The following is a 23,054-nucleotide window of genomic DNA, read 5'->3' as shown; positions in this document are numbered from 1 at the left end:
ATACCCCACACCGACTTCGGGGGGCGCGGCGGGGGGGGGGTTATTGCGGGCGCCCGCGCGCCACTGTAGCGGGCGCGGGCCACCCGCGGGTGCGCCACCCAGCTATTGGCGGGCCTGCCGCTGACCGCCTGGATCGCCGTCGCCTGTTTCGTCCTGTTCTCGCTGATCATGGCCAAGACGCCGTTCGGCCGCCACCTCGTGATGATCGGCGGCAACGAGACCGCGACCTTCCGCGCCGGCATTCGCGTCAACCGCAATCTGATCATCGCCTTCGTACTTGCCGGCGCCATTGCCGGCCTCGCCGGCTGGCTGCTCGCCATCCGCACCTCGGGCGCCACCGCCAATCTCGGCACCGGGCTGTTGTTCAACGCCTTTGCCGCGGTCGTCATCGGCGGCGTCAGCCTGAAAGGCGGTGTCGGCACCTTGCCCGGCGTCTATGCCGGCGTGCTGCTGCTCTCCTCCATCAACACGGCAATCAACCTGATGGGCCTGCCGGCCAATTTCACCCAGGTGATCCATGGCCTGCTGGTGCTCGCCGCCGTGCTGCTCGACGCCTTCAAGCAAACCATTCGCCAAAGACTCGCATGACAGGACAGCTCACATGACCGGACGGCTGCAAGACAAGGTCGCGCTTATCGTCGGCAGCGCGCGCGGCATCGGCAAGGGCATTGCGCTGCGCTTTGCCGAGGAAGGCGCAAGGCTGGTCCTGGCCGACAGCGAGGCCGAAGCCGGCCAGGCGACCGCGGACGAGCTCGGCGCGGATTTCATTCGCACCGACATCTCGCAAATGGCCGATGCAGAAGCTGCGGTGGCGCTGGCGCTGAGCCGCCATGGCCGCCTCGACATCGTCGTGCAGAATGCCGGCATCTATCCCTGGCAGCTGATCGAAAACACCAGCCCGGACGACTGGGACCGGGTGATGGCGGTCAATCTGCGCGGCACGTTCAACGCCACGCTGGCGGCGCTGGCGCCGATGAAGGTGCAAGGTTACGGGCGCATGCTCTACACCTCGTCGATCACCGGTCCGCACGTCACCAGCCCCGGCCACGGCCACTATGCCGCCAGCAAGGCCGGCATCAACGGCTTCATCCGCTCGGCGGCGCTGGAATTTTCGGGCTACGGCATCACCGTCAACGGCGTCGAGCCCGGCAACATCCTGACCGAAGCGATCGAGCTGCATCGCGGCGCCGCCTACATCAAGAACATGGAGGATTCGATCCCGCTCGGACGCCTCGGCAGTCCGCGCGACGTCGCCAACGCCTTCCTGTTCCTCGCCTCCGACGATGCCAGCTACATCACCGGCACCACCATCGTCGTCGACGGCGGCCAGTTGCTCCCCGAAGGCAAGGATTTCCGGCTGCTGCCGCCGTGATCAGCCGGATTTCTTGTACAGCAGCAACTCAGGCCGGTACTCGAAGTGCATGGTGTCGTAGTGATACCAGCGCCCGCCCCAGATGAAGCCGTTTTTCTCGAACAATTCCACGATTTCCAGCGGAATCCGGTTCTTGAAGGGAATGTGGGCCTTCGGGTTGGTTTTGTTCCTGTTGTTGTACCAATAGTCGGAGAAGCCGACATTGATATCGAAGGCCGCTCCGAACGAGTGAACGCTCAACCGGTCGGTGCCGGCGATCGGCCGCCAGACAAAGCCGCCGCCGGGCTTGAGCCCGTAACGGCTCAGCTCCGCGGGCATCGCCTCAAGCGCAGCGGAGACCTTGCCCAGCTGGTCGTTGATGCCGAAAATCCTGGTGACCTGCACGGTCTTCTTGCCGAGCTTCGGCAACCATTTGACGTTGGCGATGTGCTTGCCCACCTCGGCGGCACTTGCCCCGTAGAGCTTCTCGAAGAAAGGTTCATTGCGGATACGGCCGGGATCGAAATCCTCCGCCGGGACAAGCGCGCCCTCGGCTGCTCTGGGATAGACGTAGCGAAACATGTCTTCGATGTCGGGGCTCTCAAGCAGCGCGTCGGCGTCGCGCTGCTTGCCGTCGTTCCACACCATGGTGGTGCCGTCGGTCCAGGTCAGGACATTGCCCGAAATGGTGAAAAGGCCGGGATAGGCCTTGAGCAAGGCTGCCTTGGCGGCGGGCTGGTCGACGCCGTCGCCCACATTCCCCGCATAGGCGAAGCGCCCAATACCAGAGATTGCCAATGCCAATAGCAGCTGTAACATCAGCCGCCGTGGATGGTCGATCATTGTGCTGCCTCCGCGAGGGCTTTCATTCATCGTGCATTTAACAAGGCAGCTGTACCATGCTGGTCGAATCGAACGGGAGACAAAATCATGTCAAAAACCTTCACTGCTTTGATCCGGATGACGTTTACATTCATTTGCCTGGTCGGCCTGGCCTCGTCAGTTTCTATCCTTTTCCCCGCCACCGCGTCGGCCCAGCGCATGCAGAAATGCGCCGATGAAGGCGGCACGTGCCGCCTGCCCTACCCCTCGGAAGTGGTCTACGGCGCGCGCGGCCAGACCACCTCCCGCTTCTTCGATCGTCGTTCCGTGCCTTGCTCGAATCGCGTCTTCGGCGACCCGGCGCCCGGGCGCGACAAGGCCTGCTATATTGCGAGGCGCGATAGCGGTAATGATTATGGTGACAACGACGACGACAATTACGGCAATGATGACAATTACGGCGATAATGATTACGGCCAGGGCCGCGGCAGATGGGTGGCCTGCGCCTCGGAGGGGCGGTTCTGCGAGTTCCGTGGCCGCAAAGTGGTGAGATACGGGGCGCGTGGCCAGTACGTCCAGGGCGTATTCAGGAACGGCGTCACATGCAGCGTCGACGCCTTTGGCGAGGATCCCATCCGCCGCGTGAAGAAGAACTGCTACGTCAAGCGATAGACTAGCGCGCCAGGAAAGAACGGCGGGTGCGGCTCATTGCGGCCGCGCCTGGCATTCGGGATATGCGGGCCGGATATGGTGGGCGATGACGGGCTCGAACCGCAAACATCTTCGCTGAGAACGCTATCGTCAACTCGACCGCTGTGAACCCTTATCGCGGCACGGTGACACGGCACCTACGCCGATATCGAAGCCGTATGCGAACAACGTCGACAAGTACACGCTTGCCCGCATCTGCGAGCCGAAACAGGAAGAAGTGGCGGAGCCGATCGTCGCGGGCGTGGGTCGAACTTGCTCTGCAGCTGCCATCCAGACGGAAGACATTTGTGTATATTCCGCTTTGGCGACGCGCCGTAATGGCCTCTTGTACTTAGTCCACCGTGCGACGCGAAGGGCCGGTGCATGTGTCCTCTGGCGAGACATGAAACGGACTGCACCCGCAGTAATGGCCAGTCCATCGCCAGACTAGCTGCGAGGTCACCGCTCATGCTATTTTGGGGCCTTCTCGTTGATGTGGGAAGAGGCAGGCCTTGCTTGGCGACGTATTCATCAACTACCGACGGCAGACCGATTCCGGCGTGGCGGGCCGCGTCTACGATAATCTGAACCGCGCGCTTCCTGATGCGTCCATCTTCATGGACGTCGACAAGCTCAACCCCGGCGATGACTTTGAGGTGGCGCTTGCCCGCAGTTTGGCCAGCTGCAAAATCATGCTGGCGATCGTGGGGCCGCAGTGGGCCGCGCTTACCGATGAGCAGGGCCAGGTTCGGCTGGAGTCCCCCGACGACTTCGTGCGCAAGGAGATCCGTACGGCACTCCAGGCTGGGGTGCGCGTCATCCCCGTGCTCGTCAACGGCGCCAGCATGCCAAAGAAAAGCGCCTTGCCACCCGATCTGCAGGACCTGACCAAGCGTCAAGCCATGGAGGTCCGCCACGAGCGCTTCAACGACGATATGGCGGCGATTGCGTCGGCGATAGCGAAGCCAGCGGCGCGGCGGCCGAGGCTCTGGCTGCTGCACGGGCTGGTCGCGATGATCGCGCTCGGCATCGGCGGGACAACGGTGGCGTTGTGGCCGAGGCCCTCCCCTTTGCCTTTGCCGTCGCCTATCGAGCCCGCAGCGATCGAGGCCAAAGGGTGCAAGGAAGGATTCGTCTGGCGATCGGCGATCTTCGGCGACAGCGTGTGCGTGAGTCCTGCCGACTACGGCGAGGTGCAGGCGCAGAATGCCAATGCCCGCAACAATCGTTCGCCGACCGGCGGACCTTACGGCGACAGCACCTGCCGCGACGGCTACGTCTGGCGTGAAGCGTTCGAGAGCGACTTGGTCTGCGTCACCCCTTTCGAACGCGACAAGGCCAGGAAGCAGAATGCCGACAACGCATACAACCGGATATGAGACCGTAACTCCGGGCAAGCACCGATTTATCAAGAAATTGAGTGGTGGGCGATGACGGGCTCGAACCGCCGACATCTTCGGTGTAAACGAAGCGCTCTACCAACTGAGCTAATCGCCCGCTCCGGCCGGACCTTTAAGCGGTCGCAACCGGCTTCGCAAGGCCAAATGAACAGCTGCGAGCTTAGCCGCACAGTGGTTTTCGCGGGCAAAGTGCCGCCCGTCAAAAAACCTTCTCCTGTTTGCGTTTATGCTGTCCAGCTGCGCTTGACACCCGGTGGCGAACCCCTTATCCACCGCCCCAACGACGAACACGGCTGACACGTGCTCGTCCAATGCGCGGGTGTAGCTCAGTTGGTTAGAGTGCCGGCCTGTCACGCCGGAGGTCGCGGGTTCGAGCCCCGTCACTCGCGCCATTAATTTCAAGGGGTTAGCTACCGCCCCTTGAAAAGTTTCAACTCTCATTCTCCGGAGAGTTTCAACTTTCTGTATTCGTTCCGTTCCAGGCCAAGCAGCGTTCTGCCCTTGCGGCGGCTGGCGTCAGCTGAGCGGACGGCGGCCAGATTGACCGGCATATAGGTCTTCTGCAGCGCCTTGTTCCCGTCGATCGAATTGCCCATCTTGGCCGAGATTGCCTCGACCGACGCGCCTCCGGCATTTGCCTCGACCGCGCCGGAACGCCGCATGTCCATCAGCCGCCGCTTCTCTGATGTCCCGAACACCAGCGTGCGCAGATCGGCAAAGTCGTCGACCAGAGAATCCTTGGTGTAAGGCACGCCGGCGCGCGGCCGGCCGCCCTTCGGGCCCGGCGCGAAACCGCGCGAGCGAAAGATCGGCGCATCGTCAAGCAGGGTGACGCCTAGTGATTCGACATAGGCCAGCACCAGGCGCTGCGTGCGTGACGACAGCGTGCCGAAAGCCGCCTCGCCACTCTTGCTGCGTGCAATCAGAAAACCCCATTCCTGTGCTGTCTGCATTGCCTGCGCCGGTGTGAGCGTGCGCACGTCGACGGGTGAGAAGCTCGTGTCCCACGCAACGGCGATGACGCAGGCCAGTCCGCGGTAGCCGGCGCGCCAGGCGCCCTTGACCATGCGCACCGCCTCGCCTGCCGTCCAGGTCTGGTGGCGCGGTGGTGGCGTCTGGCGGCGGATCGCCTGCGATGGGTCGGAGCCGGGCGGGCATAGCTTCATGCCGGCCATGACATTATAGAGCGAACGCCACGTCTTTACGGCACGGTAGGCGATGTCGACACCTTTGACCCGGAGCAGACGGCCATACCAGTCGTCGAGCAGCTCGAGGGTGATGTCGGCTGGCGGCAGGTCGGCGAAGTACGGCTCGATGAAGGTCCAGCCGCGTTCCCAATCCTCGCGGGTGCGCGGTGGCTTGCGCTTCCATGCATCCATGCGGCGATAGCGTGCAAAGGCGTCTCCGATGGAATCCTTTGGCCATACATGCAGGCGCGACGGCTCCCTGCCCTTGCGGAGTTCCTGCCAGCGGTCTTCCCACTCCCTGGCTATCGTCCAAGCCTCAGGCCCGTCGATTCCACAGGAAATGCATCTGAAGCCAGCTTCGACCATCTTCGGCGTCGGCAGCCAGTAGCCGTACCTGCCCTTACGGATGACGTAGTGCTTCAACTTGATCTTACCCAAGGGTCGCCAGCCTCGCTCTTGCAATGTCAATGCTAGACTGCCCGCCGGATCCCGATCCTGCAAGACCCGAGCGTTGATCGAGCCAGGAGTCGATCGCAACCATGTCGTAGTTGCCGGTGATTGGGCAGGCCTTGGGAAAGCCTTGATCCTGCAACGCGGGCAGCAATTCCATGAATTCCCGCAGCGTCAGGTGGAGATAACGCGCCGCCTTGACCGCCGGCACGAGCCGCGGCTGTACCGGGAAGCGGATAGATGACGGTTGTAATGTGTGGGTTTGGCTCATGGCACCAAAACTCTATCCACCGTCCATCGGGACAGCGGATGGGCGCTTGTCGTTGAGCGGGTGTGAATTTCGCCCGTGTCAGCACCTCCGCCGCACAGCATGCGATTTTCCTACTCCGTGATCTCGTTATTCCTGCATCGAGGGTGAATGAGGCTTAGAATAACGGCCTTTTTCCCCCATGCCTATTCGTCCAATCCTTAATTCGCAGAATCGGCGGCCACAGGGCGAGAATACTTGTAATCGGCGGCTTCAAAGCCGCTACGCCCGGGCAACCCGGATACCCTCGGCGATGTTGACGCCACTACCCATCAGGTCGCCATCGTGCTCCTGCACGACGTCACCCAGATGAATGCCAATCCGGAACTCAATGCGACGATCATCGGGCACCCCGGCATTGTGCTTAGCAATAGCGTTTTGACGCGCGCAGCGGACTGCTTCCACAACGCTGCTGAACTCGACGAGGCTCCCATCGCCGCGATAGACAGACGCGAGTGTTGCCTGCCGGTCGCCTGGACTGCCCCCCGCGCTCCCGCCCCACACAGGATGCCGGCAAGCAGACGCTGAGCCAGGCGCCTCCTCTCGGCTCGGGTGGAAATTGGCTACAGTGACAGGACACAAAGCCTGCTCCGCCACTTACTCGACGCTGCTGAGGAAGGCAGCTTTGCCGCTGTCGCACGAGACTGCGAAGTTGTTTCCCCCTTCGTCGCCCGACGCGTCGCTGCTCTCATAATATCCGAATTCTTGAAAGGCCCCGATATTCCCGAACTGGACGGCCGATGTTGCGGGCCAAAGAGCGTTAAAAAAACGAGGCGCCCGGACCAATCACATTGCCGAGACAGAAATTGCGCTGTCCGGGAATAAAACGCCGCTTGCCGTGGTCCTCCATGCATAAGCTGCTGATTGACCTTGAAGGAACACCACACTGCAAACCTACACATTGACGAGCACGACGGGGTCGGTCGGCGCATTCCAGGACCTCTGGAAGGCGAGAGGTCGGCCGCCTGCGGCCGGCTGACTCACCTGTCTACCGCAAGGTGCTGCCCCGGTCGGGATCAAGAAACCTCATGCGCTGCGGATGCGATATGGTCGTGAAATTGCTGCATTTCGAAAAGGATCTCGCCAAAGCGGGCGGCATGTTCGTCCTGGCCGTAGCCGGCGCCGGCGCGATATCTCTCGACAGGGTGCTGAACGGCCTCGTGAAGCGCCGGCAACAGGACAGAGAGACGGTTGCGGCGCTCATAGCGGCCGGTAGGCCTCTCTCGGTCGGCGAAATCAAGCTTCCATTCTAAACCGGCCAATACGCCGGGCATCATACAACCCGCCCGCCCAATCGGCACCCAGCACACTGCCTTGTGACGTCACCTCAGGGCATACCTTGATGTTATCAGCGATTACCCGTCGGCCAAGGCACCGGTTTTGAAATTCGCTTGATGGCGTCCCTGCCCTTGCCGTTCGACTCCGTCGAGTCCTTGTGTGTCAATTTGTTGCGACGAGAGCTAGTCCCTGTCGTGCTGGTCCGTCTCGTCTCATCCCGTGGCTCTGCAAAAACCGTAGCAGCATGTTCGCAACCTGTTCACCCATGTTGATTTCACGAGTTTCCGACTGTCGGCATATAAGAGGGAGAGGTCCGATGGATTTCATGTTGATGGTGAACATTGCCGGCGGCATCCTTCTGGCCATCGCAATCCTCTCGGTGTGTCTCGTCGGATGGCTGTTTTACCGTTCGGGATCGACAATTGAGAGGCGAAAGCTGTGACAATGAAAAGTCCGCCACCGTGAGCCAGACCAGAAAACTCATATTTTAGCACCTGCGAAACAAAGCTCGCTATTCCGCGTTGAGGCTCGTCGAACAACGGAGCTTCACGAATGGATCCGGCAACTGCAGCTGTGATGATTTTGCTTTCTTGCAGTCCCGCCCAGGGAGTCTGCAAGCCACTCGATACATCACCGTCCATGTTCGGATCCCTTGAGACATGCCAGTTAGCGTTAGCCGTGAGGCTCGAGGGCGCTCCCAACGGGGAGATCGTGGGGCGATGCAGTTCGATTGATCCCTCCGCTACAGGTTCCCTTCCAGCCGGGTATAGCACGATTGTCGTCACGCGGGGCACAGGGGCGGGTGCGGTGAGCAGTCGCTACATCGTGCCACACAAAAACTGAAGCCAGCCACCGTGAGGCAGCACCGGCCCGTTCTCAGCACGTCAGCCGGAACGGGCCATGAGCAGAAGCAGCCGACTAGCTAAAATCGCAAGACGACCGAAGGACCACGTCGGCGATAGCACCGGACCCGACGGCGCCCGTGTCGCCAGTAACTACGGCAGACTCTTCTCCAGCCGCGCCGGCGGCGGCGGCGCCGGTGGTAGTAATCTGGGTCGTAGTCTGGGTCGTAATCTTGGTCGTAGTAGCGCCGATGGTTGACCGGCTCCACTTCCGCGTGAGTACCTTCGTTGTCGAAGGCGTCTGGCGCGTCGAGTTCTTCGAGAATGCCGCTTTTTGCCGCTGGAACACCGGCCAATGCGTTGATAGGCCGGACCGCGCTTGCAAAGGCTGCTGCCCCTGCAACGCCAAATATCGCTGTCAAAAAGGATCGCCGATCCATAGTAAACCTCCCAAGTTACATGAGCTGAACGAAGCGCCCCGCCTGCTGAAGGAGCAGGCCCAGCGCACGGTAAAATAGAGGATTTGCCAGCCGCTCAAGCAACTCGCGAATCCTATCAGCGCAGGAAGGGACCTGGCTGCGCCGATCCAAGACATGTCAGCTAAGGACGACCGCCATTACCAGAAAGGTAACGGCTGTTGCAAAAATCGGTGCGAGCAACCATCGCGCCTGGCCAACACTTTGATCCATTTGTTCTCTCCCGTTGTGGAGAAACAACAAGCTGAAGCCCTAATCCGTTCCGCCTAGTCCAAAGGTAAGACCATTGCGTTGTACGGTCGGACTTTAGACCAATCGGATTAGACAAAGGTGCGTAGGCGGGAACGTTTACCCCGGTTCAAAGTTGGTTGCCGGGCAGTGCGGGACGATGGTCGTCGTGTGCCGGTCCTTGCAGGAGAGAAGATATGAAGATGCACTTTGTGAACACCGCCGCAGCCATGTTGCTCTTGGCGGGGATCGGCTCCGCCGCCGCTGACGACATTATCATCCAGCCGGAACAGGACACGGTCATCCGTGAGTATGTTAAGAAGCAGCCCTTGGCTTCGGTGAACCTTCCCGGCGTGGAATTGAACGTCGGGACAGCTCTGCCGGAAACTGTGGAGATCCACGAGGTCCCGAACGTCAAATACCGTTACGTGGTGGTCGACAACCGCACGGTCCTGGTCGATCCGGGTACCCGCAAGATCGTGAAAGTTTACGACTGAGATTTCGAACGAACCCACGCTCGCCACCCTTGGGTGGCGAGTGTGTGCATTCAAACGATACTCAGCCGGACAAATCGAATTGCCACTCAGCTGGACAATGAACATGACGAACCCTGAACTCGAGAGGACGCAAGCCCTGGTTGCCCGCTTGGCTGATCTCCAAGCAAGAATGCAGGCAGCACGTCTTGTTGGTGCCGAGGTAACAACCGTCCGAAAGGTTGCAGCCACAATCGATGACGGCTTGCGACAGGCCGGCCTCACACCGTTAGAAATCGCAGAAGGTCAAGGGGAACAGTTTAGCGATACTAAATGTTCGACTGGCTATGGACAGCCGAACCGTACTCTCAGCAGATCAAGTCAGAGCAGCACGAGCCCTACTGAACTGGCCGCGTGTGCGACTTGCCGCCAAGGCCAATCTTAGCGAGATGGTGATCAGCGCTTTTGAGAACGGATACAGGAAACCGCGTCCCCACAACATCGCCGCCATCCGCAAAGCGTTTGAGGATGCCGGAATCGTTTTCACCGTCCAAGGCACTCCATCGCTAGCCCGCTCAGAAGGTGATAGCGGCCTAGCCGCCGATGATAGACGGTGGCGGGGCCGGGAGAAAAAAGGATAGCGGGGAAAAGCCCGTGTACCCACTGCACCCGATCTCTAAAGCGGCCGCTAACAAGGGCGGTTGTTCACTGACTTTGTGCTGGCGCTCACCTTTCTAAGGTGCCGCTCGAATATGGCCAGCTTCTCTTCGTAGCCGATCCGCACTCTGGACCTGCAACTATCGCATTTGAAACCGGCAATCGTTTTCAGCCAGGATCCCCTTCTCACCATACGGCGTGAACAGGAGGGGCATTGGAATTCTAAAGGTACGTCGCGCAGTTCATCCAGTGGAATGGGACAGGACCGGCAAAGCCTCGCGACCGAACTTCTCGAGATTAGACGGATCCGTTGGCCTTCCGCAGAGGCCATGGCATAAGATTCGAGCTCGATCAGCTGTCTTCCTTGCCCTTCTCTATAACGCGGACCAGCCGTTCTCAGCAGGCTTCGGCCACTCCACACTGTCTGAGTTTGTGTTCTGAACTGTGCCGCCCATCGCAGTTCCCTCCACCTCCAACAGGCTAATTACGGATTATAAGACCTGGGGAATCGATCTTTCAAGGTGGAATCCGCATTAGCGCTGGATGTTGCATCGCGGCGCGGAGGGGTTTTATTAGCTCCCCCTCATCTTGACGCTGGCGCCGGCTGCTCCAAAGTCTTGGGCATGGCTCGGGGAACTATCAAAGTTGGCAACGAGGTCGCAGTCACGGCGATTGTGCGCGGCCGCGTGACGCCCGATCGCATAAGCGTGACGATCCCCTCCTACGACTTCCCGCATTCTGTTGTCGATTCGACTTCGAAGGCTGTAATTGGCCAGCATATGGAATTGATCGGCCCTGTCACACGCATCGACGGGGACAAGGTAACCGTCAGCCTCCGGCCATTGGTGACTGTCGACGCCGAGCACGTGCGCCTGGTCGAAAGCCACGTGGCGCTTCCGCGAGCGCGAAAAAGGCCGCTCGTTGACAAAGTTTAACTTGCCTGCCCACCCAAGGAACGGCCAGTGAAACTTTACCCATCACATCGGCTCTGGTCGCCTCCCGCTAGCTGCCGGCGCGTTGCGATATCGGCGCAGTAGACGGGTTGGCATTTTCCGAACTTTCCGCCATGTCGTCGCGATGACGTTGGCGAAGGCGCTTCAGCAGATCGCGTGAGGCTTGTATCGCCCTGCGCGATTGATCCATGTTCTGGCGAAACGTGGCGCGTTCCTCCATGGACTTCTGCCACTTCAGCAAGGTGGCCGTAGTCGCAGTAGCGGCTTGAGCGATTTCTATGGGCGTTGCAACCATCGCATCCTCCCAAAAAGGCAATGGTAAACGCAATCTCTATAGGCCCAACGAAGCCCTTTCTTCAATCAAAAACGACCATACAGCATACGGCAAAATGGCTATTCGGCGGGCCGCTCGACGGCGGCTTCGTCGACCTCGGCTTCCATCTCGTCTTTGACGGTCTTGGTCTTACCAAAACCAGCCATCGCCACACCGTCAAAGCCCTGCAGCCACGCATCGGCATGTTCCTGCCAGTAAGCTGGCGCCTCACGCTCCTTGCCATCCTTGCGCGCTTGGGCGCCGTACATCCAGGCGTAGGTGGCGCGCTATTTCTTAGGCACGGCCATTTCCATCATCCTCCCAGAATTCCAGCAGCCTTGCGTGCCGCAGCTTCTCATCGCCTTTTCCTAAGAAAGGAGAGGGTCTGTGGACAGCTGTGGCTCTATCCGGCTGTAAGTTGCCAGACCGCTACGCTGGCGAGGGCAAGGCCCGCTGCGCCTTCGATTGCTCGCGATATGGTATCGAACAGCCGTGGCCTGCTGTCGAAAAAATGCACCAGGTGCTCCCGAAACAAGATCGACAGTACCGCCACGCTGGACAGCGTTAGGGCCACGCCCACCATCATGGTGATTGCGAACAGAATTCCAGCTCCCGGCACCCCTCTGGAAATCGCGAAGGTCATGACAAAAAGGGTCAGCGGGCACGGAATCAAACCGGCCATGACTCCAACGGCCTCGCCCTCATGCTTGTGATGGTGGCCGTGGCTCACCGAACGCCAAAGCATCCAGACGCCGATCAGCCCGAGCAGACCGCGACTCACACCCTCAAGCAGTGGTGCGCGTCCAACGCTGCCCAATGCAATCGAGACGAGCGGCAGGGAGAATACGGCGATCAGCACCGCTGTCGCCACGTGAGTGAAGGACAGCGTAATCGACACCAGGAGGCCGCGCGAAACCTTCGCATCCGAACCTGCAAGGTAAGTCGCCAAGACAGCCTTACTGTGGCCGGGCGTCAGAGCATGTGCCGCACCGAACAGGAGGCCCATCGGCAGAAAGGCAAGGAACGCAAGCCAATCACCGCCAACTGACAGCAGCTTTATCTGATCTGCGAGCGCCAGGTATATGGAGCGCTGAAATTCGACAAGCGCCTGGAACATCAGCCGAGACCGGCAAAAGCGAGTGGTTTCCGGCAGTTGTCAGTGCTGGTGGCCGTGATGTTCGCCCTGATCATGAGAGTGCGGATGCTCGTGCTCACCTTGGTCGGTCGAAAACCGGATGTTGGCAGCTGCGAGCGCCGGCATGTGTTCGAACAGTTCGTTCTCCAGCGCCGCCGTGATCTTGTTTGCCTCTGAGAGAGGCAAGGTTCCGTCGGCTGCAATAGCGATGTCGGCATGCAACTTGTGGCCAATCCAGCGGGCCTTGGCGTCGACAACGCGAGCACCCTGCACATGCGCAGCGGCATGCTGAATTTCGGCCATCACGCCCGGCTCGACGCCGTCGAGCATGCGGGTGAGCACTGAGCGCGCCGATTGCCAGACGATACCGAATATAGCGACCGTGATGAGAAGCCCGATGATCGGATCGGCCAGTGGAAATCCGAGCCAGACGCCCATGGCGCCGATGACCACTGCAAGGCTGGTAAGCCCGTCGGTGCGGGCATGGTAGCCGTCGGCGACGAGCGCCGCACTGTTGATTTCCCTGCCGATACGGATGCGAAACACCGCGACGGCCTCATTCCCGAGGAAGCCGACAATGCCCGCCGCGGTCAGCCAACCGAGATGAGTCACTGCCTGCGGACTGACCAGGCGCTCGATAGCCTGGTACCCGGCGACGATGGCGCTGAACAGAATGATCAGCACGATAATGATACCGGCCAGATCCTCTACCCTGCCAAGGCCGTAGCTGAAGGTCCGTGACGGCTTGCGTCGTGCCAGCATGAATGCGATCCAGAGCGGAATGGCGGTTGTGGCGTCGCCTATGTTGTGGATCGTATCGGCCAACAGCGCCACGCTGCGTGACACCAACACCACGGCCATCTGCAATGCCGCCGTCATGGCCAAGATGACGAACGACCATTTGATGGCCCAGATGCCGCGGTCAGTGGTTGCAATCGTTGCGTCGATGACCCCGTGCGTATGGCCGTGCGAGCCATCGTCATGAGCATGCGCGTCATGATCATGTGACCCGAAGCCGAACCAATCCAAGACGCGTGCGCCGATACTGGTCATAGGTATTTCGCCAGTTGCTTGAGCTCTGCCAGCGAGTTGCCTCCCGCTTCCGTGTCGATCAGACAATGTTCGATATGATCGTGGATCAGTTCTCGCTTTGCGCTGCTGATGGCGCTCTCCACTGCATGGAGTTGCTGCGCCAGGTCCAGGCAGGATCGCTGCGCCTCGAACATGCCAAGCACGGATGCAAGATGCCCCTGTGCGCGCTTTAAGCGCTTCACGATAGCCGGATGAGAACTATGGATGCCTTCGGACATGCCCACCGGTATCCCCCCGGGGAGGATGCGTCAAGTATGATGTGAGCGCAGATCGGCTCTTGATCAGCCACCCCGCAGAGCGTGTATCCATGGCGCTGAATGGTTCCGGAAATTGGAATCTAGGCTTGAAAGGGCTGGCCCCTGTGCAATACAGGAACCAGCCATTAAACCTACCAACTCAATGAACCGTCCAACTTTATGGGGTCAGTTCACGACCGGGCCTTTCTTTGCGTGGTGAAACTGAAGAAGCCCGTCGGTCGGATCAGCGGGCTTTGTGATGGATGGCCCGCGCCTGCTTCCGAGGCTGCGCGGGCCGACCATGACGAGTGAGGGACGCATCTTGGTCACCGGCCGGACCGCTGAAGAACGAGCCGGGTGTGACCGAACTGCCTTGGAGCGGGAATGTTCCCGGCTGACGCAAAAAGCCCGCCAGCATGAGCCGGCGGGCAATCGATCTGGAGTAGCTGGACTCATCCAGCATAGTTCAACGACGGCGGAAGGTTCGGTAGCAACCCGCGCTCGTCGCTCCCCAAGGATCCAGGGAGCGGCGAGTTGTTGCCCAGCGAGCGCGACACAGAAACTTCGCCGCGCCATGAAAGGACGGCGTGGAGCGCGCAAGCTCTGCAACAAGCTGCCGGCGCTCTGGGAGGTCTGTCCGCTTTTCGGATTGCCAGTGCCAGTCCAGACGAGCACCCTGCCTGGTGAGAGTAATCCCGCAATTGCCTGCGCTTAAGGCGGCGTAGGGCCGCCCATTGGGCGAGACTGGACTTCTAGACTGGAAGCCACCAATTCCTGCACCGCTTCGGGAACGGCCAACGGCACCATCTGCGCCGGATAGGGGCCGTCGATCCAGCCGTTCGCGGAGCGCTCGCTATCAGTTTGGCCGTTCAGGCTAGCCATTCGCGCCACTTCGCAGAAAGCCTCCCGGTTGGGCCTTATGCGGCACGTCCCAACCGAAATAAACCATGGCCGGCTAGGACGACGTCTGGAGAAACTGTTGCTCTCTCGTCGGCGTCTTCGAAAACGCTGTGATTATCGCCTCGAGCGATACATTCAAGGCGTTGGAAAAGGTCCTGCCCCTCTGCCAAATCGCCACGTAGTGATAGAGCGCGGACGGTTCCACTGGCCTTACTCCCAACTGAAACGCCGCGTACTCACGTGCGATGATCTCGTTTGTGATCGAAATGCCCAGGCCAGCCGAAACGTATCCGGCTTCGTGACCGTTGCAATCGAATTCCACCAGTATGTCCGGCTCAACGCCGGCGAAGCGCAAGGCATTGAAGTTCATCTGGTGGGCGGCAAACTGGGGATCGATATCGACGATCGTTTCGCCTGCCAGGTCTTGCGCCTCGATGCAGGTCTGTTTTGAAAAGCGGTGGTCGGGATGAAAAATGCATACGTTTCGTGCCGACCCAAGCGGCGCCCATTCAAACAAGCCTGGATCCAGAGGCAGTCTCGAAATTCCAAGATCGGCGCGGCCGGCCAGGATGTGTTCGCCGATCTGCTCGTAGCTTCCAGAAATCGACCGGACATTCGAAGCGGTCTGTGAGCGGATAATCGCCACGACCTTGGGCAAGGTCACGAAACCGAAAACAGAGGGCGCGGCAATCGCAATCCGCTGCTTTTCCTCGTTCTTCATAGCGAAGATCGACGCGTCCAGGCGATCCAGCGACGTCAGGGCCAGTTCTACGTTTCGCAGGAGTTCCCAGGCTTCCTGCAAGGGGACGATGCGGTTGGCTGATCTCTTGAAGAGTGTGATGCCGAGCGTGGTCTCAAGCTGCTTCACATGTTGACTGACGGCCGGCTGGCTTATCCCGAGCGCAACCGCCGCCCGCCTAGTCGAACCGGCCCGCAACACTTCCCGGAAGACCTTCAGCTGACGGAGCTTGAGGTCGCTCTGCAACAACTCCATTCCCTGCGCGCCTTTCCCTGATAACCACCCGGCGGCAGACAACGCCAACCTGGGGAGCAACGAACTGCCTCAGTATATAACGACGCGTTATAGATAAAATAATAAAAGTTATAGATTGTGTGTAATTTCAAGCGTTAGAATTGGCCAGTATCTCAAATTAACTGCACATTAGAAATATAACAACTCGCAACCTTGGGTTATATGGCTTGGTCTCGGCAATAAAGACCGGCGTATCCTGCGGCAATTGCGAGCCGAGGAAAGCGCCCCATGGGTGGTTTTACTACTCAGTTTGTTGTCGCACTTACCGTGACCATAAGCCTGGCTCTTGTCAGCGGCTGCCTGGGTACGGCATTCGGGCTGTTTTTGGCGATTTCGAAGGGCACGGCAAAGCCGCGCCTCAACGCGGTCGTGGCCGCCTACACCACAGTCGTCCGTGGTGTACCAGAACTTCTCGTTATCCTGCTCATCTACTTCGGCGGAACCACGCTCGCCAGCAAGATCGCCGGCCGGTATGTCGAGGTGAACGCATTCACCGCAGGGGTTATCGCGCTCTCGGTCATTTTCAGCGGTTATGCGACCGAAGTGTTTCGCGGCGCGATTGCGGCAGTGCCAGCGGGCCAAACCGAAGCGGCAAAGTCGCTTGGGCTGAACGCCTGGCAGCGCTGGATGTTCGTCATCGGTCCGCAGATGCTGCGGCTGGCGCTGCCTGCCTATGGCAATCTCTGGATTTCGCTCTTCAAGGATACCGCACTGGTCTCGATCGTCGGCCTGACCGACATCATGCGCGTTGCGTATGTGGGGGCCGGATCCTTGCGCGCACCATTGACTTTCTACCTTGCGGCCTCCGCTCTCTATCTCTCGCTGACCACCGTCACGTTGCTGTCGATCCGGCTGACTGAGCGGCGCTATCCGGCTCTCGGCCGGTAGGAGGGAAGGCCCATGAACCTCGGCTTGATATTTGACGCAGTGGTTGTCTTGCCTTCGGGCGTTGGTCTCACTTTGACCCTGACGGTCTTGTCGCTGACGGCCGGATTTCTTCTTTCCGTGCCGCTGGCCTTCATCCGCGCGTTCGGACGTCCCGGCTTCTCGCTCGCGGTGCTCGCATACACCTATGTGATCCGCGGAACGCCGATGCTGGTTCAGCTCTTTCTGCTCTACTACGGCCTCGCTCAGATCGAGGCGGTGCGAACAAGCATCTTCTGGGTGATCCTGCGCGACCCCTTCTGGTGTGCCCTTCTGACATTTTCGCTGAACAGCGCGGCACACACCACCGAGATCCTGTGCCGTGGTCTCCAGTCCGTGCCTAAGGGTGTCACCGAGGCGGCCACTTCTCTCGGCTTGAAACGCTTCCAGATCGCTCGCCTGGTCACCTTCCCGATCGCTTTCAGGATATCGCTCCCGGCCTACGGCAACGAGATCGTCGGGATGATCAAGGGCTCGTCGCTCGCGAGCACGGTGACGCTGCTTGAGATCACCGGCATGGCGAGACAGATGGTGTCGACCACGTTCGCGCCGTACGAAATCTTCATCGTCGCCGGAGCGATCTACCTATCGCTCACCTCGATCGCGGTGAAAGCGATCCAGTTGCTGGAGCGATGGCTGTCGACCGACGGCCATCCGGTTCGCCGACGAAAGGCGCGATTGCGCCCCGCCCTACCTGACCCAGAGATCACGACGCCCCCCCTGCCCTGACGCCCAGGTTCTGGGCTCCCCTTTCCATCCAACCAACGAAGAGGTGCATCATGCGCATACCCCTGGCTATTGCTGTTTCTATCGTATCCCTGATGTCGGCAGTCCCGGCGAGCGCGCAAAGCGAGCGCGTCATATCGATTGCCGCTGAAGGCGCCTCGCCGCCCTGGGACGGCACCGACGCGAACGGTCAACTTTACGGTTACGATATCGATGTTGGACAGGAGCTGTGTCGTCGCATCGAGATCAAATGTACCTTTGTCCCGCAGGATTGGGACGGGATCATCCCGGCACTGCTTGTCGGCAAGTTCGACGTGATCATGTCTGGCATGGCGATCACGGAAAAACGCAAGCAGTCGATCGCGTTCTCGATCCCCTACGCCACCGGCTTCAACCAGTTCGTGGTGCGCAAGGACCTGGGTCTCGTCGCCGGCGACACCAAGGAAAAGGTCAACCTTTCGACCATCGGCGACAAGGAAAAGGCGACCATCGAACGCCTCAGATCGACACTCGCCGGCAGGGCGATCGGGGCCCTGCGCTCGTCGAATTCGGAAGCAGTCGTGAAGGAAATGCTGGGCGATGTCGTGACCATTCGAAGTTATGACAGCCAGGACAACATGAAGCTCGATCTTGCCGCGGGTCGCATCGACGGCGGCCTCGCCGACTATTTCACCTGGCGCGATTTTCTGGAGACGCCTTCCGGTTCGGATGTGGTGTTTTTCGGCCCTGAACTTAATGGCGGGCTCTGGGGGCCGGGCGTCGGCGCCGGCTTGCGCAAGGACGATACGGAGTTGCTCGCCAAGTTCAACGCCGCCATCGACGCGGCCACGAAGGATGGAACGATCAAGGCGCTGAGCCTGAAATGGTTCAAAAGCGATATCTCGCCAGCCATCTCGCAATAGAGGCAACCGACTTCGACATTGACGAGGTGCCGGCCGGAACGCCAGCGCCCTCCCCTCCTTCAAGGCGAGCTCCATGAAAGACCAGTTCTGCGCGGTCGTTACCGGCCAATCCCTGATCAAGCACGACATCCGTGACCTCAAAGACGAACGCTTCATCGCGGTTACGGATTTCCTGCGCCAAGGCGACGTCGTCTTTACCAACTTCGAGTCGACGATCCTGGGCAAGCACGGCGGGTGGCCGACCAAGGGCAAATACTTCGGATATTCCAGGGCTGAAGTGCTCGACGCATTGCAGGCCATCGGTTTCAACGCGCTTGCTCTGGCAAACAACCACGCCTTCGATCTCGGCGCCGGCGGTATCCTCTCGACCCTGGAGGAAGTGGAAGCACGCGGTTTCCTGCATGCCGGCATCGGAGCCGACGAGACTGACGCCAGGAAACCGGGTCGCCGCCGGCTGGGCGCGCGCGAGGTCGCGCTTCTTGCGATGGATGCAGGCCCCGGCCCGACCAACATGTATGCCGAAGACCGAACGGCCTTCCGGCCGGCTCGGCCCGGCGTCAATCGCCTGAACACCGTTCGCAAGATAGGGGTGCCTGACGGACATTTCCGGCGACTGGCAAGGCTGGGCGCTCATTTGCAAAGCTCCCCGTTTGAATTGGCCAACTATGCGCAACCGGAGGACCCGATGGAGGTGGCGGCCGGCAAGGAGATCAATTTCTACGGCACCGTGTTCACGCAAGCCGCCGATTTCGGCCGGCTGATCGAAGTCGATCAGTGGAGCGCGAGTGTCCATTTGTCCGCCATCCGGCACGCGGCGGCACAAGGCTATTTCGTCATTGCCTATCTGCACCACCATCATTGGGAACCAGGTTGGCAGGACGTGCCCCGCTGGGTGCAGACCTTTGCGCGGATGTGCATCGACGCCGGCGCGAACCTGCTCGTCAGCCACGGCGCTCCGGTGCTGCAGGCCGTGGAAATCTACAATGGCTCCCCGATCTTTTACGGCCTCGGAAACTTCCTATTCCACGTCCACCCCGACGAAACCGAATGGAACCCACCGGAAGTCTGGCAAAGCATCGTCGCCGCGTGCCGCTATGATGCGGGCGGAAACCTCGCAGGCATAGATCTCTTGCCCGTCGCGATCGGTTCGGACCCTCAGTCTCTCGGATCGGCAACAGGCAGACTGGTGCCCGTCGCCGTGACGGGAAGCGCGGCGAGAGAGGTCCTCGAGGGATTCGCGACCCGCTCGCGGGCGTTCGGGGTCGAAATCGAAGTGTCCTCGGCTTGCGGCCGCATCGCCGTGCCCGCTGCACGAAAATTCGGCTGACAAGCCGCCTGCCCTCAGGGCGTCTTTAATTCAGCCGGCGCGGATTCGCCGGCTGTCTCGCTATCCGCCTTTGTGTCCATCACGGCCAGTTCTTCTCCTAACGCTGTGATTAGGGACGAGACGCGACCGCGCACACGCGGCGGAAGTTTGACAAGCCCCTCGATCAGGCGCCGGCCCTCCGCGCTGGCAATGAAATCCAGGCGCTCATCGACCGGGAGGGGCCGCGCCTCGACGCGGGTCTCATCGTTTCCCGGCAGGCCTTCGAAGAAGCGGCTGACAGGAACGCCGAGCGAGCTGGCGATCTCGTAGAGCATCGAAGCGCTCACGCGATTCCGCGCGTTCTCATATTTCTGGAGCTGCTGGAAGCTGATGCCTATCGATCGGGCAAGCTGGGCTTGCGATACGTCAGACTGGACGCGAACGGTCGCAATCTGCCTGCCGACATGCTGATCGGCGAGATGAGGGTCTCTGTCGATATTTGGCTTCGGCCCCGTCCGAAGGAGGACGGAGCGTTGCTGTTTCAACAAGGCCTTTCGATCCTCCACTAGTCAGCCGAACAGAGAGTCTGTCGCTACGCGCCGGGCTCTTCGCACCGATGTGATCTGCAGGTCGAATCGCCACTAAAAATACCTTATAGGGTTCAAAATTACCCTATTGGTGGCAAAGAAAAATCTGCCTGCCGATTGTGGACTTATGGTCAGTCCACGACAGATTCGAGCCGCACGGGCTTTGCTTGGTTGGTCGCAGCAGGAGCTTGCCGACAAGTCAATTGTGTCTTTGAATGCGTTGGTCCGGTTGGAAAACGGCACGGTAGATTCCCGGATCAGCACTTTGCAGGCCATTGAGGCGGCTCTGATAAAAGCAGGTGTCGAATTCTTGTCCGCTGGTCAAAAGGGTGAAGGTGTTCGGCTCTTAGATCCTCAGGTTTGAATGTCCCGTTGGCGGAAGGACAGGTCTCGTAGCTGCAACCGCCACAACTACCCCCCGGCGGGTGACGAGAGGCAAAGTCGTGATATTGTCGGAATCAGCCATGATCCGAGTTTCCTGAAGCTTGGTTGTGGTCAGGCTGGGATGCCCCCCGACGCACGTCCCTCAGCCGAGTCCAAATGTGAGCCCCTGCTCCTATGAAACTTTGGAAGCAGAAAAACTATGTGAGCGATTTCATATCACATGAGCCATAAGTGATCAACTTGAAATTAGATGATATGAAAGAAATTATGGGCGCCCAGATCAGAGGAGCGCGAGGATTAATACGTTGGAGTGCCGAAGATTTGGCCGATGCGGCGAGCGTGGGAGTAGCCACAGTTAGGCGCGCAGAAGCTGCGGATGGCGTCCCTCCAATCACAATAGCAAATCGGAATGCGATCCGTGGTGCCCTGGAAAGGGCGGGCATCGAGTTCATTTCGGAAAACGGCGGTGGCGCTGGCGTGCGCTTGGCGAAACGGCAATAGCGAACAAGGCGCAGCTTCGAGCGATCGTCTAAATCTCATCGCCGACGTCCGCTTGCTTTTTGCACTAGGTGCGGCCATCCGCACAGGTGACATTGAACGACTGAAAAGGGGCCGGAGAACGAACATGACGTAATCGCGGGAGCGGTGGCCACCTTCGATGTGGCGGCGATGTTCCAACCTCTAGCCGGCTGGCTGTCCCCCGATAGGATGAAGAACGGGCTCACGATCGACACCGGGCCCAGGCATCGAACGGAGGACAGCCATGGAACAGTATATCGGTCTCGACGTATCCATGAAAGAGACGGCAATATCGATCCGGCAGGGCGGCAAGAGGATTTGGCGGGGCAAGTGCGCGTCCGACCCGCAACTGCTCGCGGCGGTGATCCGCAAGCGCGCACCGTATGCCCGGCGGATCGTGTTCGAGACGGGGCCGCTGATGGGGCAATCCTCATTGGCACGTCCAAGGCGCGCCTGTCAGGCCCAATCCAAAAGTATAGGCTATACCAACGTGCAATGGCACTTCGTTCTTTGAACGGGCATCTGTCTGGGCATCATAAGCAAATGAAAAGGAGAGAGGTCATGATAAGGATTGCCATCTCAAAGCTTGGCATTCGGCGAGCAGGCATCGGGATGTTTGCAGCAGCCACGCTCCTGGCTGCCGCCGGCGGTTCGACACCGGGGCTGGCGCAGACTGCCCCGACAACAGTCGTTCTTGTCCATGGCGCATTCGCCGACGGCTCGTCTTGGGACAAAGTCATTCCACTGCTTCAGGCAAAGGGCCTGAACGTTGTCGCGGTTCAAAATCCGCTGACCTCGCTTGCCGACGACGTGGCCGCCACGCAGCGCGCCATCGCGCAGCAAAAAGGCCCTGTCATTCTGGTCGGCCATTCCTGGGCAGGGACCGTTATTACCCAGGCCGGCAATGACGACCACGTCAAGGCGTTGGTCTATGTCGCCGCTTTCTCTCCTGGCGATGGGCAGTCGACGTCCGATCTCAACAAAAATTACCCGACCCCGCCCGGATTGGCGCACCCGCAGGTTGATGCCGGGGGCTTTCTGACGCTGTCGCACGACGATATCGCCAAATACTTCGCTCCGGATGTTCCGAAGGCGGAGTCCAATCTGATCGCGGTCACACAAGGCCCAGTGCGCGGTGGGAACTTCGACGAGAAGGTGACGACGGCGGCTTGGAAGTCGAAACCGAGCTGGGCAGTGGTCACCAAGAATGACCAGATGATCGATCCCAAGCTGCTTGCAGACAGCGCGAAGACCATGAACGCCCATGTCAAAACCATTGCGTCCAGCCATGTCCCGATGCTGTCGCACCCAAAAGAAGTAGCCGCGGTCATTCTGGAAGCGGTCGAAGCCGCCAAATGACATCTGGCAGCGGGGGCAGGTAGGGCGCTTCCTCCCGGCCAACAGGAACCTGCCGAGGCGTCAGGCAGATCGTCGCGATCATAGCGCGACCTGGCATTGCAGAACTGAAAGCGCAGCGGGCGCCTCGACACCCGCTGCGCTGACGTCACGTCGCGAAACCGAATTCTAAAGGCCAGACATCTGCGCGCGGGGTGTGGCCGGCTCCAGCGCCGACACCCGCACATTGCGTTTCGCAATCAGGCGTCGAACCAATCCAAAAGTATGACCGATACCTGGTGCAATAGCTGGTGACCGGCGCGCCGAAGCGCCGATCGCCCGCAACTGAAATGTGCGAGGCATTCGTCATGAACCCGGACAAGACTCGGTAGTGTGCTGAGAGTTCTGCAAATTCGCTGAGAGAGGGCGGTCATGGCAGGCTGGTGATGTTCAACGTCACCTGATTCCCGCGAAGGAACGCCACCATGACCAAGACTGAAGTTAAGACCGCCAGCGCTGCCGTCAAAGACATTTTGCTTTCGAACCCG

23 protein-coding genes, 2 tRNA genes and 4 pseudogenes are annotated in these 23,054 nt (G+C 60.0%); 17 read left to right on the top strand and 12 right to left on the bottom strand.

Translation table 11 applies throughout. The annotated features are described in order from the left end of the window. Nucleotides 1-99: 99 nt before the first annotated feature. Nucleotides 100-588, top strand: a pseudogene (locus NKH35_RS27985) (ABC transporter permease); the annotation flags it as partial. 13 nt (nt 589-601) lie between these two features. After that, nucleotides 602-1,372 (top strand): SDR family oxidoreductase, encoded by a 771-nt coding sequence (locus tag NKH35_RS27980; RefSeq protein ID WP_023690227.1) that lies wholly within the window; start codon nt 602-604, stop codon nt 1,370-1,372. Here NKH35_RS27980 and NKH35_RS27975 read toward each other — a convergent pair whose 3' ends face one another. After that, a complete protein-coding gene (locus NKH35_RS27975; RefSeq protein WP_198025862.1) occupies nt 1,373-2,194 on the bottom strand; it encodes a M15 family metallopeptidase in 822 nt (273 codons plus the stop codon). An 87-nt stretch (nt 2,195-2,281) separates the two neighbouring features. On the opposite strand from NKH35_RS27975, the gene NKH35_RS27970 reads away from it, so the two are divergent. Next, entirely contained in the window at nt 2,282-2,845 is a 564-nt protein-coding gene (locus NKH35_RS27970) for a hypothetical protein (RefSeq protein ID WP_031203220.1), read from the top strand. A 530-nt stretch (nt 2,846-3,375) separates the two neighbouring features. Further along, nucleotides 3,376-4,242, top strand: a complete 867-nt coding sequence (locus tag NKH35_RS27965) for a toll/interleukin-1 receptor domain-containing protein (RefSeq protein WP_023690230.1) — start codon at nt 3,376-3,378, stop codon at nt 4,240-4,242. Between the two features lie 42 nt (nt 4,243-4,284). Here NKH35_RS27965 and NKH35_RS27960 read toward each other — a convergent pair. Then, nucleotides 4,285-4,360: transfer RNA gene (locus NKH35_RS27960), tRNA-Val, on the bottom strand. 218 nt (nt 4,361-4,578) lie between these two features. Here NKH35_RS27960 and NKH35_RS27955 point away from each other — a divergent pair. Beyond that, nucleotides 4,579-4,655: transfer RNA gene (locus NKH35_RS27955), tRNA-Asp, on the top strand. 45 nt (nt 4,656-4,700) lie between these two features. On the opposite strand, the gene NKH35_RS27950 is transcribed toward NKH35_RS27955, so the two are convergent. From NKH35_RS27950 to NKH35_RS27940, 3 genes and pseudogenes are all read right to left on the bottom strand, one after another. Beyond that, nucleotides 4,701-5,888, bottom strand: a complete 1,188-nt coding sequence (locus NKH35_RS27950) for a site-specific integrase (RefSeq protein WP_050587499.1) — start codon at nt 5,886-5,888, stop codon at nt 4,701-4,703. Beyond that, nucleotides 5,881-6,171: a hypothetical protein gene (locus NKH35_RS27945; protein WP_352917071.1), complete on the bottom strand. Its 291-nt coding sequence runs from the start codon at nt 6,169-6,171 to the stop codon at nt 5,881-5,883. The genes NKH35_RS27950 and NKH35_RS27945 overlap by 8 nt, the downstream gene beginning before the upstream one ends. 261 nt (nt 6,172-6,432) lie before the next feature. After that, nucleotides 6,433-6,645 (bottom strand): annotated as a pseudogene (locus NKH35_RS27940) (nucleotidyl cyclase domain-containing protein); the annotation flags it as partial. 617 nt (nt 6,646-7,262) lie between these two features. Between NKH35_RS27940 and NKH35_RS27935 the strand changes: the two are divergent. The 4 genes and pseudogenes from NKH35_RS27935 to NKH35_RS27920 all read left to right on the top strand — a co-directional run. Then, nucleotides 7,263-7,460, top strand: a pseudogene (locus NKH35_RS27935) (DoxX family protein); the annotation flags it as partial. 341 nt (nt 7,461-7,801) lie between these two features. Next, entirely contained in the window at nt 7,802-7,927 is a 126-nt protein-coding gene (locus tag NKH35_RS27930; protein WP_023690236.1) for a hypothetical protein, read from the top strand. A 1,301-nt stretch (nt 7,928-9,228) separates the two neighbouring features. Further along, complete coding sequence (locus NKH35_RS27925; protein ID WP_023669226.1) at nt 9,229-9,528, top strand: DUF1236 domain-containing protein; 300 nt, start codon at nt 9,229-9,231, stop codon at nt 9,526-9,528. 323 nt (nt 9,529-9,851) lie between these two features. Further along, nucleotides 9,852-10,145, top strand: a complete 294-nt coding sequence (locus NKH35_RS27920; RefSeq protein WP_084566836.1) for a helix-turn-helix domain-containing protein — start codon at nt 9,852-9,854, stop codon at nt 10,143-10,145. Nucleotides 10,146-11,163: 1,018 nt separating this feature from the next. Here the strand turns inward: NKH35_RS27920 and NKH35_RS27915 are convergent. The 6 genes from NKH35_RS27915 to NKH35_RS27890 all read right to left on the bottom strand — a co-directional run bounded on the left by NKH35_RS27915 (nt 11,164) and on the right by NKH35_RS27890 (nt 15,784). Then, nucleotides 11,164-11,409, bottom strand: coding sequence for a hypothetical protein (locus NKH35_RS27915; RefSeq protein ID WP_023723634.1), 246 nt, complete (start codon nt 11,407-11,409; stop codon nt 11,164-11,166). Nucleotides 11,410-11,507: 98 nt separating this feature from the next. Further along, nucleotides 11,508-11,696, bottom strand: a complete 189-nt coding sequence (locus NKH35_RS27910; RefSeq protein WP_023699951.1) for a hypothetical protein — start codon at nt 11,694-11,696, stop codon at nt 11,508-11,510. Nucleotides 11,697-11,830: 134 nt separating this feature from the next. After that, nucleotides 11,831-12,544 carry a HoxN/HupN/NixA family nickel/cobalt transporter gene (locus tag NKH35_RS27905; RefSeq protein WP_023690239.1) on the bottom strand — a complete coding sequence of 238 codons (714 nt, stop codon included), beginning with the start codon at nt 12,542-12,544 and terminating at the stop codon, nt 11,831-11,833. Between the two features lie 39 nt (nt 12,545-12,583). Further along, entirely contained in the window at nt 12,584-13,615 is a 1,032-nt protein-coding gene (locus tag NKH35_RS27900) for a cation diffusion facilitator family transporter (protein WP_023694080.1), read from the bottom strand. Then, a complete protein-coding gene (locus NKH35_RS27895) occupies nt 13,612-13,872 on the bottom strand; it encodes a metal-sensing transcriptional repressor (RefSeq protein WP_023684828.1) in 261 nt (86 codons plus the stop codon). The genes NKH35_RS27900 and NKH35_RS27895 overlap by 4 nt, the downstream gene beginning before the upstream one ends. A 973-nt stretch (nt 13,873-14,845) precedes the next feature. Beyond that, nucleotides 14,846-15,784, bottom strand: coding sequence for a LysR family transcriptional regulator (locus tag NKH35_RS27890; protein ID WP_023690241.1), 939 nt, complete (start codon nt 15,782-15,784; stop codon nt 14,846-14,848). A 267-nt stretch (nt 15,785-16,051) separates the two neighbouring features. On the opposite strand from NKH35_RS27890, the gene NKH35_RS27885 reads away from it, so the two are divergent. The 4 genes from NKH35_RS27885 (at nt 16,052) to NKH35_RS27870 (ending at nt 19,702) form a co-directional block, all read left to right on the top strand. Further along, nucleotides 16,052-16,711 (top strand): ABC transporter permease, encoded by a 660-nt coding sequence (locus tag NKH35_RS27885; protein WP_023683618.1) that lies wholly within the window; start codon nt 16,052-16,054, stop codon nt 16,709-16,711. Between the two features lie 12 nt (nt 16,712-16,723). Beyond that, entirely contained in the window at nt 16,724-17,476 is a 753-nt protein-coding gene (locus NKH35_RS27880) for an ABC transporter permease (RefSeq protein WP_023690242.1), read from the top strand. 50 nt (nt 17,477-17,526) lie between these two features. Beyond that, nucleotides 17,527-18,375 (top strand): transporter substrate-binding domain-containing protein, encoded by an 849-nt coding sequence (locus NKH35_RS27875; RefSeq protein WP_023690243.1) that lies wholly within the window; start codon nt 17,527-17,529, stop codon nt 18,373-18,375. A 73-nt stretch (nt 18,376-18,448) separates the two neighbouring features. Beyond that, entirely contained in the window at nt 18,449-19,702 is a 1,254-nt protein-coding gene (locus NKH35_RS27870) for a CapA family protein (protein WP_023690244.1), read from the top strand. Between the two features lie 14 nt (nt 19,703-19,716). Here the strand turns inward: NKH35_RS27870 and NKH35_RS27865 are convergent, their stop codons facing one another. Continuing rightward, nucleotides 19,717-20,229 carry a helix-turn-helix domain-containing protein gene (locus NKH35_RS27865; RefSeq protein ID WP_081740608.1) on the bottom strand — a complete coding sequence of 171 codons (513 nt, stop codon included), beginning with the start codon at nt 20,227-20,229 and terminating at the stop codon, nt 19,717-19,719. 130 nt (nt 20,230-20,359) lie between these two features. On the opposite strand from NKH35_RS27865, the gene NKH35_RS27860 reads away from it, so the two are divergent. The 4 genes and pseudogenes from NKH35_RS27860 to NKH35_RS27845 all read left to right on the top strand — a co-directional run bounded on the left by NKH35_RS27860 (nt 20,360) and on the right by NKH35_RS27845 (nt 22,530). Beyond that, complete coding sequence (locus NKH35_RS27860) at nt 20,360-20,632, top strand: helix-turn-helix domain-containing protein (protein WP_348524314.1); 273 nt, start codon at nt 20,360-20,362, stop codon at nt 20,630-20,632. Nucleotides 20,633-20,907: 275 nt separating this feature from the next. Continuing rightward, on the top strand, nt 20,908-21,153 hold the full coding sequence (locus NKH35_RS27855) for a hypothetical protein (RefSeq protein ID WP_023804518.1): 246 nt from the start codon (nt 20,908-20,910) through the stop codon (nt 21,151-21,153). Between the two features lie 262 nt (nt 21,154-21,415). Continuing rightward, nucleotides 21,416-21,589, top strand: a pseudogene (locus NKH35_RS27850) (IS110 family transposase); the annotation flags it as partial. Between the two features lie 143 nt (nt 21,590-21,732). Then, complete coding sequence (locus NKH35_RS27845; protein WP_156936044.1) at nt 21,733-22,530, top strand: alpha/beta fold hydrolase; 798 nt, start codon at nt 21,733-21,735, stop codon at nt 22,528-22,530. Nucleotides 22,531-23,054 lie beyond the last annotated feature (524 nt).

Source organism: Mesorhizobium sp. M1143, from assembly GCF_040318435.1.
Classification (GTDB): domain Bacteria; phylum Pseudomonadota; class Alphaproteobacteria; order Rhizobiales; family Rhizobiaceae; genus Mesorhizobium.
Note: the sequence above shows the minus strand (reverse complement) of the source record. Positions and strands in the feature narration are given on the sequence as shown.